Raw genomic sequence first — 12,663 nt, forward strand, 5'->3', positions numbered from 1 at the left:
TGCTGTTTCCCTTTATAATGTTTTAAAATTTATTGCTGATTTATCCTTTCCCTTAATTCCTTCCCCGTTTTAAAAAAGGGAACATATTTTTCCTCCACAGTTACAGTTTCCCCTGTCCGAGGATTTCTTCCCGTACGGGCTTTACGATTTTTTACAAAAAAGGCACCAAAACCACGAAGCTCAACCCGATCACCCCTCGCCAGCGTTGTCTCTATTTCATCAAAAACTATTGAAACAATTTCCTCAATATATTTCAACATTAAATTAGGATGTTCGGATGCAATTTCTAATATTAGTTCAGATTTAGTCATTAACTCACTCAAATGTTATTATAGCTTATAATGATTCTTTTATGGGTGCCAAATCGCTAAAATACCACCAAAATTTTCATTTTCCTTATAAAAAATTTGATTGGCAATTGTTTTTAACGAAAAATTCATGATTGATTTGCCGCCAAGCCCAAACCAGTTTTCACTTTTATCTTTTTTTAATGTAACAACTTCAATGTCTGTTGGAAGATGATATGTTTTGATCATCCATTGTTTCGCATCCTCTTCATTACCGATCTGATCGACCAATCCCAATCTAACGGCTTGCTGACCACTATAAGGTCTCCCATCCCCCAATTCCTTGACACGGGCGATATCCATATGTCGCCCTTCAGCAACCATATTCGTAAACTGATCATAAAAATTGCCAATCAATCCCTGCAGCATTTTTTGACCAGCTGGAGACAAGGGTTTGACCATTGACGGCTGACCCTTTAAAGGACCTGAAACAAGCTGATCAAATGAAATACCGACCTTGTCTAACAACCCAGAAAAATCAGGAGATTCCATAATGACGCCAATTGATCCGGTTAAGGTAGAATTAAATGCAAAAATACGTTTTGCAGGTACTGAAATCATATAGCCTGCTGAAGCTGCCACACCTCCCATTGAAACAACAACAGGTTTGGTTTTTGAGAATTTTACCAGCGCATCATGTAACTGTTCCCCACCGGTAACCGCCCCACCAGGACTGTTTACATAAAGGATCATTCCCTTGACAGATTTATCCTTTAAAGCAGTATTGATCAGGGTTACCTGTTTGGAAACATCATTTCCAATAACACCCTCAATTTTCAATTTCACCAAATGCGCGTCATGATTACCAAGCCTCTTCGTTATTAATTTGGCAGAACCTGCCATTATCGATAAAACAAACAGACAGACAGCAAATAAACGCCATAAAACCAATTTGCGTTTCATCTTTTGCCGTTCCATTAATAAATCACTATCCACGTAAATTCATTCTCCACTTTTTAATAAAAGCATCAAATCTATCAATCTAAAATTTATAACGATCACGAAGCAAACAGTCAAAACATTATATAAAGATTACTTAATAGGGTTCTATTTTGTCTTAAGAGGCCTCTCTTCTCCCTCTCCTTACACTGCGAATATCACTGATGGTATTTTTACGACCAAGACCGATTTCTCGAGCCAGACTGGAACGACGTTCAGCATAGTTGGGGGCAACCATTGGATAATCAGGAGGCAAATTCCAACGTTCACGGTATTGTTCAGGAGTTAAACCATAGGCACTCTGAATATGCCGTTTCAACATTTTCAATTTTTTACCATCTTCGAGACAAATGATGTAATCCGGAAATACAGACCGTTTTACAGGAACAACAGGCTGTAATTTTTCTGCCTCATGACCATTTTTTTCAATTGAGGAAAGCGTTTGATATACCTGACGAATAAGTTCAGGCAATTGTTCGGCCTCCACTGAATTATTGGATATATGTGATGACACAATCTTGGACGTCAATTGTAATAATGATATTTTCTTGTCTTCTAATTCCATTTTTATTCACCAAATAATTTTTTAAATTCTAAAATAAATAAAGTATATCAAATACTTCATGTTAAAATAATTTAATATCGAATAATACTTAGCATTATTTTTTGAAAATTAAAGAAGATAATTAATAAAATATGCACAAATGTTAATAGTAACTTACTTATGATCAATAATTATGATATTGCTGTACAATATATTGAATAACACTATTTGCAAAAACAATGAGTAACTTCGGAATTAAAAGAATTTTAATTTTATCTTTGATAACAATATTGTTATGCACAACAAATTGTAAAAATAATACACCTCACAATTCTACCGGTCCCTATATAGGGATCAATAATGGGGTTCAACCATAATAATAAAATCTATAATATTACGAATTATAAATATTTAACCACGATAGCAGGAAAATATCATTTTTGATATTCATTTATTTATTCAAACATGGCGGAGAAAGTGGGATTCGAACCCACGGTACAACAGAATTGCACAACGGTTTTCGAGACCGCCCCATTCGACCGCTCTGGCATCTCTCCACAAACAGAAACAACCATGATTTTTTATAAAACCAACGAATATATAATCTATTCCTTCAAAGAAAACCAGATAAAATATTCAAACTTAACGGAATTATGAAAAGAAATTTATTAAACAATTTGTATTTATTTAAATAGCTTATTGACTTTTTACTTTAAAAATCAATATAAACAAGACTTCACAATAAATATATTCCTGTTTTGTGGGATATTGATAAAAAGAAACTAAGTTAGGTTTTCTAACAAGAGTTTGAAAAATTAAAGGGTTTATTATGTTCGCAATCATCCGCACAGGTGGAAAACAATATCGCGTTACACCTAATATGGTTCTAAAAGTTGAAAAACTGGATACCGAGGCAGGTAATACAGTCACATTCACCGAAGTTTTAAGTGTCGGTAATGAAGGAAACTGCACAATCGGAACACCTGTTGTTGAAGGTGCCAGCGTTAAGGCAACAGTTATTGCGCAAGATCGTCTTAAAAAAGTCATTATTTTCAAAAAACGTCGCCGTCAAAACAGCCGTCGTAAAAACGGACACCGTCAACCTGTAACAGTTTTACGAATCACTGAAATCAACGCTGCTTAGTTCTAGCCTAAACAGACCATATTGATATTTTTAGAATAGGAGAAAAAAATGGCCCATAAAAAAGCCGGAGGTTCATCCAGAAACGGACGCGATACCATTGGACGTCGTCTTGGCGTTAAGAAATTTGGTGGACAGCATGTTGTTGCTGGAAACATTATCGTTAGACAACGCGGTACAAAAATCAAACCAGGTCAAAATGTCGGTTTAGGTCGTGATCATACCATTTTTGCCCTTATTGATGGAAATGTACGATTTGAAAGCCGTTCAAAAGGTAACGTGCATGTTTCTGTGGATGCAATCAGCAACGCTGCAGAATAGATCAAAATATACTTAAACAATTTTAAGTATTGACTATTATACGAAGGGTCGATTCAATAAGAATCGGCCCTTTTATTTTAAAGGTTTTAGAACATGAAATTTCTGGATCAAGCTAAGATCTATGTTAAATCAGGAAATGGAGGCGATGGTGCGGTCGCCTTTAGAAGAGAGAAATATATTGAATTTGGTGGTCCGGACGGGGGCGATGGCGGACGTGGTGGCGATATCATTTTTGAGGCAGTTGACAATTTAAATACTTTGATAGATTTTCGCTATACCCAACATTTCCGTGCCAAAAAGGGTCAAAATGGATCCGGAGCCAATAAAACTGGTGCAAATGCAGAAAATATCTGTATTAAAGTTCCCATAGGCACACAAATATTTGCCGAAGATAAGGAAACCTTGCTTGCAGACCTAAATCAAAAAGGGAAAAAGATAGTTCTTTGTCGGGGGGGAGATGGAGGATTTGGCAATACACGTTTCAAATCCAGCACAAACCGGGCACCCCGTCATGCTGATAAAGGTTGGCCTGGAGAAGAACGTTGGGTCTGGTTGCGATTAAAGCTTATTGCCGATGTAGGATTAGTAGGCTTACCCAACGCAGGAAAATCAACCTTTCTTTCTGTTGCCTCTGCTGCCCGGCCAAAAATTGCCGATTATCCGTTTACAACCCTGCATCCACAACTGGGAATGGTAAGATTGTCACCAACTGAGGAATTTGTCCTAACAGATATACCCGGTCTCATTGAGGGGGCCCATGAAGGCAATGGATTAGGTGATCGTTTCCTAGGACATGTTGAACGATGCAGTATGCTATTGCACCTTATCGATGCAACAGCTGATGATGTTGTCAACAACTGGAAAATTATTCGCAATGAATTGGAATCCTATCAAACGGAACTTGCCAATAAACGGGAAGTGATTGGACTTAATAAAACTGATCTGCTTACCCCTGAAGAAATTCTGCAAAAACAAAAAGAACTGGAACAAGCAAGTGGACATAAGGTTTTCCTTCTTTCAGGGGCTACCCATAATGGGGTGAAAGAAATTTTATTTTATTTACAGAACTACATAACAAAATATAAACAGGATATAATTTTAAAATCAAAACATTTCAGTCCTATATAATGAAAAATCTACATCTTAACCAAGCCCGCAGAATTGTTATAAAAATTGGCAGCGCCTTATTAATTGACGGGAAAAATGCTTGCGTTCGTCAATCATGGCTAGAAAGCCTGATAGAGGATATAATCCATTTACGTCAGCAAAATTGCCAGATTTTAATTGTATCTTCAGGTGCGATCGCTTTGGCACGTTACAAGTTAAAATTAAATCGATATAAGCTTCGCCTCGATGAAAAACAGGCTGCCGCCGCAATAGGTCAAATCAAACTGGCTCAGACCTGGCATGAGGCTTTCGCTGCCCATAAAATCACAACTGCACAAATTTTATTGACTCTGGATGATACGGAAACGCGGTTACAATATAGCAATGCCCGTTCAGCCATTGAAACACTTTTGAAATTAAACTGCATTCCCATCATTAACGAAAATGATACCGTTGCCACTTCCGAAATTCGTTTTGGAGATAATGACCGGTTGGCAGCAAGAGTTGCAGAAATGGTCAAAGCTGACCGGCTTATCCTTTTCTCGGATATTGACGGGTTATATACCGCAGATCCCAAAACCAATCCATCAGCCAAGCATCTTGCCTCAATTCCTGAACTTACTCCACAAATTTACGCCATGGGAGGCAAGGCGCCAACTGGATATTCATCAGGTGGCATGGCAACAAAACTGGCAGCTGCAAAAATAGCCACAACTGCAGGATGTGCCATGGCAATCGCTTATGGAAAACTGCTTCATCCTCTCAAGGCCCTTCAAGAAGGAGCAAGATGTTCATGGTTTCTTCCCAATCGCAAACCCTATCCTGCCCGTAAACGCTGGATTGCTGGAAGCATCTCGACCAAAGGCACTATTTTTATTGATAATGGCGCGGAAAAAGCATTGAAAAACGGAAAATCTTTATTGCCTGCCGGTATTATCAAAGTTGAAGGCCATTTCCAACGGGGAGATATCATTAAAATTGCCAACAAGAATGGAAAAATTGTCGGAAATGGTATTTCTGCTTATGATTCTTCAGAAATCACTCAAATTATAGGTCTTCAAACTGATAAAATTAATTCCCAACTGGGCTGGGACGGCCCCAATGAGGTTATCCATCATGATGATATGGTGATTATTCCCCCACTTACAGCGGCGGCCAACGTAAAATAGGTTCTTTACGTTTTTTTAAATTAATAACCTCCTTTTTTTCATCATGAGAAGAGGGAGGGTCATATAATCCCCCCTCCCCATTTTCTACATAAATTTTCTGAGCCTGCTTATCAAAGTTATTTTCCGGTTTCTTAACCTCTACCTTACCAATATTCTCACCAAATTTATTCAGGGATGACCGCGATACATCACATGAATTCTGATTTGAAATATCAGAAGCTGCAAAACGCTTTTTCAAGGCAGGTAAGGGATAAACATAATTTTCAGGCTCATACAATTTTTTTTCTGAATTTTCTATTTTACCTGCTTTTTCTGTATCATCTCGATGATTGGCAACCACTTGTATTTTAGTTTCCGAACGAGGCCGCAAATCAGCCGTGCGCTTTAACAAGATACGTAATTGGGCCTGAATATCCTCCATTTGTTGACTTAAATAATTTAAACGTCCTTTTAGCCCAAAAACAGCAAAAGGCATAAACAAAAAACAAATTCCAAAAGTAACAGTCAATATTAGGATAACAAACTGCGCCCAAGAAGGGATCCACTCTGGAAAAGTTAAATTCATGATATTATTTCAACAATTTTATTAAATCTATATTCTACTACATACCCAATGCACGACGATAAACATCAAAAAGGGTTTCCTGTTCTTCCACTTCAGCAGGCTCCTGTTTACGTGCCCGAATTATCCTTCTGATTACAGGAACGTCAAATCCCGCCGATTTTGCCTCAGCATAAATATCTTTGATATCATTTGCCAACCCTTTTCGCTCCTCTTCCAAACGCTCGATACGTTCAACAATTGTCCGAAGACGATCAACGGCGATCCCTCCGACTTCGGGTTTATTATCAAATTCATTCATCCACTTTTCCTATTTTGATTTTTTTTAAAATATATTTAAAGCTGTTTCTATTCATTACGTAACCCTGCATGCCAGGTCAATCGCCAATAGCCTCAGAATATGAAAATTTTAATCCTTTGAAAATTTAAAGAATATTTTTTCCTGTTTTGAAAACCATGTTACTATCAAAAAAAATATTACAGAGTAGATTCACAAAATATATACGATTCAAAATAATATTCAAAAATTAAACTTTATAGAATGTAGAGAGACCAAATTTATGGAACAGACACAAGCCTATGCGCCTTTTGATATTATCATTTTTGGGGCAACAGGCGACCTAACTGCAAGGAAATTATTACCCGCATTGTATTATCGTTATCTGGACAAACAAATTCCACCCCAAACTCGTATTATCGGTACAGCAAGATCACCTTTGACAGACGACGATTTTAAAAAACGCATTCATGACGGATTGGTTGAATTTGTTCAAGAATCCTATCAAGATCCAGAAAATATTAGAAATTTTTTAAATCTTATTTCCTACGTCAGCTTAAATGGTGCAGAAGCTGATAGCAACTGGCCAGAACTGCAAGCGAAATTCGAACATAACAAGGCTAATGATATTCGCATTTTTTATTTCGCGACTGCACCAAGGTTGTATGGTGATATTTGTGACAATCTTGCATTGAAAAAACTGATCACTCCGACAACCCGTATAATCCTTGAAAAACCCATTGGAACCTCGTTAAAAACTGCCGAAGAGATCAACCAGCGTGTTGGCAAGCATTTCCCTGAAAATAATATCTACCGTATTGATCATTATCTTGGCAAGGAAACTGTTCAGAATGTTATTGCCCTTCGTTTCGCCAATCCAGTTTTTGAACGGCTTTGGAATTCGGATGCCATTGACTACGTCCAGATTACAGCTGCTGAAACCGTAGGGGTGGGTAAACGGGGTGGATATTATGATGGAGCTGGCGCATTAAGGGATATGGTTCAGAACCATCTTTTACAGGTTTTATGTATGGTGGCCATGGATCCTCCCATTTCATTAAATGCCGATGACCTGAGAAATGAAAAGTTAAAAGTCCTTCGTTCTTTAAAACCCATGACGGAACAGGATATCAAGAATAATACTGTTCGCGGCCAATATACATCATGCGTTTACAAAAATGAAAAAATACCCGGATATCTTGAGGATCTTGGTAAGGATCAAAGCAATACAGAAACTTTCATTACTTTAAAAGCCGAAATCAATACCGCCCGTTGGGGAGGTGTACCATTTTACCTGAGAACAGGAAAGAGGCTTGCAAAAAAAGTCAGTGAAATCATTATTCAGTTCAAACCCTCCGCCTGGAATCTTTTTGCCACGCCACCAAAAGCGAACCGTCTTGTGATTCGTATTCAACCAGACGAGGGTGTTTCATTATCCCTGCAAATCAAGGATCCACAAAAAACCTATACGAATTTACGCAGCACCTCAATCAATATCGAATTTCCTACAGCCTTTCATATCCGCTACCCCGATTCCTATGAAGGGCTTTTGATGGATGTCGTCAAAGGGGATCCCATTCTTTTCATCCGTCGTGATGAAGTCGAAGCTTCATGGCGCTGGATAGAACCCATTCTTGATGGTTGGGCAAAAAATCTAACCCCACTGACATATTATAAGGCTGGTAGCTGGGGACCACAAGAAGCTCTTGACCTATTAGATCGGGCAAATCATGTTTGGCACGAAAATATGACAGAATAGTGATTGTTGATCACCATGATTTTATCAATTCAAGTCATGGTGGTTAAAAAACTGCATTTAAAGATAAAAAATTTAATCCATAAGATGGATAGATGTTAATGAATTTTTACTTATTAATAACTACCTAAAAATTATTTATAGAATGAATTCATGGTTTTTGTTTTTATCTTTTCCATTCTAATTTGATGTTCTTTGCAACGACTTCATTTTGAATTAAATAAAGTCTTAATATTGATTATCCAATTCCATTTTTTAACTTAATTATATAATTCCATTATTTGATCAATCTGAAAAACTGATGACAAAATCCGATAGACCTGCATTTTCTCCATCAAGAAACTCTTTAAAGAAAAGGATAATACAACGCGTGATTGTTGCGCTACTCTTATCTGGCGGTATTATTTTTTGCCAAGAAATGGGTTGGTTAAATCAATTGACCGATCAGTTTGTAAGACAGAAAATCGACTGGTCTAATAATCAATCTGTAATAAAATATCTAAAACAGACCATCACAGATAAAAATCTAACAGAAATCCCTCTTAGATGCTTAATTCCCGTGATCAACAATGATGATGGATCAACAATTTTAAATGTTGAAATTCATGAAAAACACAATCAGGAATGTCTGAATACAAGAAAGAATTTTCCGACAATTTTTACCTTTCGTGTTAATAGGCGAAATGGTAGTATACAAATTGATAAAAATACACCCAATCATTTTTATCCGCTTCATTAAATAATCATTATATCAACTTTCATAATGAATCAATCTTCCTCTCCCCCTACTGTACCACGTCGTAGTTTCCTAACCCTGCTTACCGCAAGTTCAGTAACGGTAGGAGGTGTGGTTTGCACATGGCCTTTTATAAACAGTTTAAACACTCAAAATACCACCATCACTCATAATTACACGGATGTTGATATTTCCTCGCTTAAAGAGGGTCAGCAAATTACCGTTATGTGGCAGGGACATGCTGTATTTATTCTTCATCGTCCAGCCAAAACACTTGCACTTTTACAGGACAAAGAACTTTTGATCCGTTTACGTGATCCAAGCAGTAAAGAGTTGCAACAACCTCCCTATACAAGAAACTGGCACCGATCAATTCAGCCAGAAATTGCGGTTTTGATTGGTGTATGCACGCATCTCGGATGTATTCCAAGCCTTAATTTGGGAAATTCACTTGGCGGATATTATAATTGTGCGTGTCATGGATCTAAATTTGATTTGGCGGGAAGAGTATATAACAATGTTCCAGCGCCTTATAACCTTCCCGTTCCCCCCTATAAAATTTTAAAACCCGGAATTCTTCGTATTGGTGAAAACCCAGAAGGGGAAAATTTTAGTTTCACATCCATAATGCAGCTTTAAAATCATTCACCTGTTGGATATTTTATAAAATCATCTTGCTTTTTGCACGAAATAGCGACATCTTAACACCATCAGATAGCCAGATGATCGCTATTTACATGATCTGCATCGTAAATAGAGGAAAGTCCGGGCTCCACGGAAAAACGGTGCCAGTTAACGACTGGCGAGGGCGACCTTAGGGAAAGTGCCGCAGAAAACAAACCGCTTGCCAATTTATTTATAAATGCAAGTAAGGGTGAAAAGGCGTGGTAAAAGCACACCGCATGACTGGCAACAGGAATGGCATGGTAAACCCCACCGGGAGCAAAACCTAATAGAGGTAACAGATTTACAGCTAAATCAGGGTTTTTCCGCCCTGTTACCTGGGTTGGTTGCATGAAATACGGTGCGAATCGTATTCAAGATGAATGATCGTCATTTATGTTTCATAAAAACAGAACCCGGCTTACACGCTATCTGATTTTAATTTTATCCATAAATTTCCATCAAGATGCAAAACTATAATTTTTACGGCATTTTAACGATACTTCATATACATCTCAATCATGATTTTATGAAATAAAAGTGATTTCCAGCGTAATTATTTGACCTCCCATATTTACCCATGATATCCCAAAGGCTATAATGTAAAACAAAAGCAAAGATCAATATCAATTCAAATTAAATCTGGGATAGCCTGTAATGAATTTATTCCTTGGATCACATCAAAATCGACTGGATGCCAAAGGAAGAGTATCTATTCCAGCAAATTTCCGTTTAAATTTACGCAAAGAAAAAACCACCAAGGAAGAACTTTCCTTTATTCTTCGCCCCTCTCATACTTTACCCTGTATCGAAGGATGGCCATTTGCCATTTTCAACAAACTGACCGCCGTATTGGATGATGTCAACATTCTTTCAACAGAACATAATGACCTCGCAACCCTTATTTACGCCCAGGCCTGGCCTATTGAAGTTGATCGTGAGGGAAGGATTATCCTTCCTGACATTCTAAAACAACATGCCAACTTGACCAATAAGGTCACTTTTATGGGACTTGGGACAATTTTCCAAATTTGGGAACCTGTAGCCGCACAAAAACATTATGAATCCGTGCTTAAACGAACAAAAATGGTCATTCTGCCACACGCCGCCAAGGCTAAAACTGAGCAAGCGGACCAATAATCATGGCCGACAATTATTCAGCAATTGATATCAATGGTCATTTCCCCGTCATGCTTAACGAAGTAATTGACCTTTTACAACCAAAATCCGAAGCGGTTTATATTGATGCAACCTTTGGTGGAGGTGGGTACAGCAAGGCCATTCTTTCCGCTGCCAATTGCAATGTATGGGGAATTGATCGTGATCCCGATGCCATCAAGCGAGGACAAAAAATTGTTGACGACTATCCCACGCTTCGTCTTTTACAGGGAGATTTTGCTCAACTTGAAACGCTTGCTCATGAAAATAACATCCTATCTCTGGATGGTATTGTTCTTGATCTGGGAGTTTCCTCTTTTCAGTTGGACGAGGCAGAAAGAGGTTTTTCATTCCGGTTTGATGGACCGCTGGATATGAGAATGAGTAAATCTGGAAAAACTGCGGCTGATCTTGTTAACCAGTTGTCCGAAACCGAATTGGCAGATATTCTATGGTATTATGGTGAGGAACGTTTCTCACGTCGTATCGCTCGAGCCATCATTCAGAATAGACTTGAAAAACCTTTTGAAACAACACAACAACTGGCAAACCTGATTAAAAGGATTGTTCCATCCAAAAAAAATGAGATTAATCCCGCAACTCGATCTTTTCAGGCCCTAAGAATTGCCGTCAATGATGAATTGACACAAATCAGGCAAGTCTTAACAAGTGCACTTTCCCTTCTTAAACCAGATGGAAAACTGATTGTTGTCTCATTTCATTCCCTGGAAGACCGTATTGTCAAAGAAATCATGAATCAGGCAACTGGCAATATTGCAGGTCCTTCAAGACATCATCCTCAATCCCTACATCAAAAATCCGAACTGATTAAGTTTGAAGCCCTAACCCATAAGCCTCTTCGCCCTTCAAAACATGAAGCCCTTTTAAATCCCCGTTCACGAAGTGCGAAATTACGAGCCATTAAACGTCTTGCAGGGCAGAAAACAAGGAGTATATCCTGATGATAATCCGTCCATTAACGTTATTTTGCTCAGTACTTGCCGGTCTATCTGGAATGATCCTGTACACTCAAAAACATAAAACCACCGTACTGGACCATCAAATCGCCAAGATTGTGCATGATACGGAACGGCTAAAAGCCCGGACGGCAATGTTACGGACAGAATGGACTTTACTTAATCAGCCTGACCGTTTAAAAACTCTGGCCAACAATTTTCTGCCAAAATTGCACCCTTTGGCTCCCACTCAATTTGTACAAATGTCATCCTTGCTCAATGTGCTTCCTCCCATTCAAAAGGAACAGATCGAGGATAAAACACGCAAACAGCTACTCCTTGCGGTCGCTAATAATCATGGACAAACCTTGAACAACCCTGATGACAAGCCCAAACCTGCTATTGTTTCAAGTAATAGTAATATGACCAGGCAACATCATGACTCCCCAACAAAACCGAGCACTTCGGATGAAGAAAACCAATCTGCATCCTTCAATTCCCCTTCCAGAAAACCCGAAATCTACACTGCTAAAAAAACAAACAATACAATTGATTCCTCTGATGATATTTCAAACAAAAACATTAAAAAATCTCCTATCAGAAGCAAACCTGTTCAAAATGTTAGGGATGATGACGAAAATCTAGCAACCAATGATTTCCCTGATATCCCACGAATTGATAAAAAAAATATCAAAACAACAGCCTTAATCAAAAAATCCGCTCATAAACCTGCAGTTCGACCTGCATTTTCAATTGCTGACAGTTCCGAGCCGATGTCAATTGTAAAAGAAAAGAATAACAATGGCACCATTGGTAAAAAAGAAATACACACCGTCGTATCGACCAAAGCAAAACCAAAACATGCGGCGCCGGTAAAAATCGCCCAAAACAGCAAACAAAAACAGCATTATCATTCTGAATCAGCCTTTGGGGACGACGCTAATGATTCCCTACCCGCACCTGTTCCTTTTTCTCAATGAATTCTAT

At 38.2% G+C, this 12,663-nt stretch carries 15 protein-coding genes, 1 tRNA gene and 1 other RNA gene; 11 read left to right on the top strand and 6 right to left on the bottom strand.

What is annotated here, in order from left to right:
• Positions 1 to 29: 29 nt before the first annotated feature.
• From GM552_RS06975 to GM552_RS06990, 4 genes are all read right to left on the bottom strand, one after another.
• Positions 30 to 311, bottom strand: coding sequence for an integration host factor subunit beta (locus GM552_RS06975; RefSeq protein ID WP_155565819.1), 282 nt, complete (start codon positions 309 to 311; stop codon positions 30 to 32).
• 39 nt (positions 312 to 350) lie between these two features.
• A complete protein-coding gene (sppA, locus tag GM552_RS06980) occupies positions 351 to 1,283 on the bottom strand; it encodes a signal peptide peptidase SppA (protein ID WP_370533606.1) in 933 nt (310 codons plus the stop codon).
• Between the two features lie 121 nt (positions 1,284 to 1,404).
• On the bottom strand, positions 1,405 to 1,851 hold the full coding sequence (locus tag GM552_RS06985) for a MucR family transcriptional regulator (RefSeq protein WP_155565820.1): 447 nt from the start codon (positions 1,849 to 1,851) through the stop codon (positions 1,405 to 1,407).
• Between the two features lie 445 nt (positions 1,852 to 2,296).
• Positions 2,297 to 2,387, bottom strand: a tRNA-Ser gene (locus GM552_RS06990).
• A gap of 272 nt (positions 2,388 to 2,659) precedes the next feature.
• Between GM552_RS06990 and rplU the strand changes: the two genes are divergently transcribed.
• The 4 genes from rplU (at position 2,660) to proB (ending at position 5,568) form a co-directional block, all read left to right on the top strand.
• On the top strand, positions 2,660 to 2,974 hold the full coding sequence (rplU, locus tag GM552_RS06995) for a 50S ribosomal protein L21 (RefSeq protein ID WP_155565821.1): 315 nt from the start codon (positions 2,660 to 2,662) through the stop codon (positions 2,972 to 2,974).
• A gap of 48 nt (positions 2,975 to 3,022) precedes the next feature.
• Positions 3,023 to 3,292, top strand: coding sequence for a 50S ribosomal protein L27 (gene rpmA, locus GM552_RS07000; RefSeq protein ID WP_110438451.1), 270 nt, complete (start codon positions 3,023 to 3,025; stop codon positions 3,290 to 3,292).
• A gap of 93 nt (positions 3,293 to 3,385) precedes the next feature.
• Positions 3,386 to 4,420 (top strand): GTPase ObgE, encoded by a 1,035-nt coding sequence (obgE, locus tag GM552_RS07005; protein WP_110438452.1) that lies wholly within the window; start codon positions 3,386 to 3,388, stop codon positions 4,418 to 4,420.
• A complete protein-coding gene (gene proB, locus GM552_RS07010) occupies positions 4,420 to 5,568 on the top strand; it encodes a glutamate 5-kinase (RefSeq protein WP_155565822.1) in 1,149 nt (382 codons plus the stop codon). Before obgE ends, proB begins: the two co-directional genes overlap by 1 nt.
• On the opposite strand, the gene GM552_RS07015 is transcribed toward proB, so the two are convergent.
• Together GM552_RS07015 and GM552_RS07020 are read right to left on the bottom strand one after the other, a co-directional pair.
• Entirely contained in the window at positions 5,543 to 6,133 is a 591-nt protein-coding gene (locus GM552_RS07015) for a hypothetical protein (RefSeq protein ID WP_155565823.1), read from the bottom strand. The genes proB and GM552_RS07015 overlap by 26 nt on opposite strands.
• A gap of 37 nt (positions 6,134 to 6,170) precedes the next feature.
• Positions 6,171 to 6,431, bottom strand: a complete 261-nt coding sequence (locus tag GM552_RS07020) for a DUF2312 domain-containing protein (protein WP_110438455.1) — start codon at positions 6,429 to 6,431, stop codon at positions 6,171 to 6,173.
• A gap of 259 nt (positions 6,432 to 6,690) precedes the next feature.
• On the opposite strand from GM552_RS07020, the gene zwf reads away from it, so the two are divergent.
• The 7 genes from zwf to GM552_RS07055 all read left to right on the top strand — a co-directional run bounded on the left by zwf (position 6,691) and on the right by GM552_RS07055 (position 12,656).
• Positions 6,691 to 8,166: a glucose-6-phosphate dehydrogenase gene (gene zwf / locus GM552_RS07025; RefSeq protein WP_110438456.1), complete on the top strand. Its 1,476-nt coding sequence runs from the start codon at positions 6,691 to 6,693 to the stop codon at positions 8,164 to 8,166.
• Between the two features lie 298 nt (positions 8,167 to 8,464).
• Entirely contained in the window at positions 8,465 to 8,902 is a 438-nt protein-coding gene (locus tag GM552_RS07030; RefSeq protein WP_155565824.1) for a hypothetical protein, read from the top strand.
• 24 nt (positions 8,903 to 8,926) lie between these two features.
• Positions 8,927 to 9,538: a ubiquinol-cytochrome c reductase iron-sulfur subunit gene (gene petA, locus GM552_RS07035; RefSeq protein WP_110438458.1), complete on the top strand. Its 612-nt coding sequence runs from the start codon at positions 8,927 to 8,929 to the stop codon at positions 9,536 to 9,538.
• A 71-nt stretch (positions 9,539 to 9,609) separates the two neighbouring features.
• An RNA gene (gene rnpB, locus GM552_RS07040) (RNase P RNA component class A) lies at positions 9,610 to 10,002 on the top strand.
• Positions 10,003 to 10,219: 217 nt separating this feature from the next.
• Complete coding sequence (gene mraZ, locus GM552_RS07045) at positions 10,220 to 10,702, top strand: division/cell wall cluster transcriptional repressor MraZ (RefSeq protein ID WP_122123948.1); 483 nt, start codon at positions 10,220 to 10,222, stop codon at positions 10,700 to 10,702.
• A gap of 2 nt (positions 10,703 to 10,704) precedes the next feature.
• Positions 10,705 to 11,682 (top strand): 16S rRNA (cytosine(1402)-N(4))-methyltransferase RsmH, encoded by a 978-nt coding sequence (gene rsmH / locus GM552_RS07050; protein WP_155565825.1) that lies wholly within the window; start codon positions 10,705 to 10,707, stop codon positions 11,680 to 11,682.
• Complete coding sequence (locus GM552_RS07055) at positions 11,682 to 12,656, top strand: hypothetical protein (protein WP_155565826.1); 975 nt, start codon at positions 11,682 to 11,684, stop codon at positions 12,654 to 12,656. Before rsmH ends, GM552_RS07055 begins: the two co-directional genes overlap by 1 nt.
• Positions 12,657 to 12,663 lie beyond the last annotated feature (7 nt).

This window comes from Commensalibacter sp. ESL0382 (assembly GCF_009725775.1).
Classification (GTDB): Bacteria; Pseudomonadota; Alphaproteobacteria; order Acetobacterales; family Acetobacteraceae; genus Commensalibacter; species Commensalibacter melissae.

Coding starts and splice junctions, on each gene's coding strand:
- GM552_RS06985 (WP_155565820.1), bottom strand. CDS start 1,851: ATGGAATTAGAAGACAAGAAAATATCATTATTACAATTGACGTCCAAG.
- GM552_RS07015 (WP_155565823.1), bottom strand. CDS start 6,133: ATGAATTTAACTTTTCCAGAGTGGATCCCTTCTTGGGCGCAGTTTGTT.
- GM552_RS07055 (WP_155565826.1), top strand. CDS start 11,682: ATGATAATCCGTCCATTAACGTTATTTTGCTCAGTACTTGCCGGTCTA.
- rpmA (WP_110438451.1), top strand. CDS start 3,023: ATGGCCCATAAAAAAGCCGGAGGTTCATCCAGAAACGGACGCGATACC.
- rplU (WP_155565821.1), top strand. CDS start 2,660: ATGTTCGCAATCATCCGCACAGGTGGAAAACAATATCGCGTTACACCT.
- GM552_RS07030 (WP_155565824.1), top strand. CDS start 8,465: ATGACAAAATCCGATAGACCTGCATTTTCTCCATCAAGAAACTCTTTA.
- mraZ (WP_122123948.1), top strand. CDS start 10,220: ATGAATTTATTCCTTGGATCACATCAAAATCGACTGGATGCCAAAGGA.
- rsmH (WP_155565825.1), top strand. CDS start 10,705: ATGGCCGACAATTATTCAGCAATTGATATCAATGGTCATTTCCCCGTC.
- obgE (WP_110438452.1), top strand. CDS start 3,386: ATGAAATTTCTGGATCAAGCTAAGATCTATGTTAAATCAGGAAATGGA.
- GM552_RS06975 (WP_155565819.1), bottom strand. CDS start 311: ATGACTAAATCTGAACTAATATTAGAAATTGCATCCGAACATCCTAAT.
- proB (WP_155565822.1), top strand. CDS start 4,420: ATGAAAAATCTACATCTTAACCAAGCCCGCAGAATTGTTATAAAAATT.
- GM552_RS07020 (WP_110438455.1), bottom strand. CDS start 6,431: ATGAATGAATTTGATAATAAACCCGAAGTCGGAGGGATCGCCGTTGAT.
- zwf (WP_110438456.1), top strand. CDS start 6,691: ATGGAACAGACACAAGCCTATGCGCCTTTTGATATTATCATTTTTGGG.
- petA (WP_110438458.1), top strand. CDS start 8,927: ATGAATCAATCTTCCTCTCCCCCTACTGTACCACGTCGTAGTTTCCTA.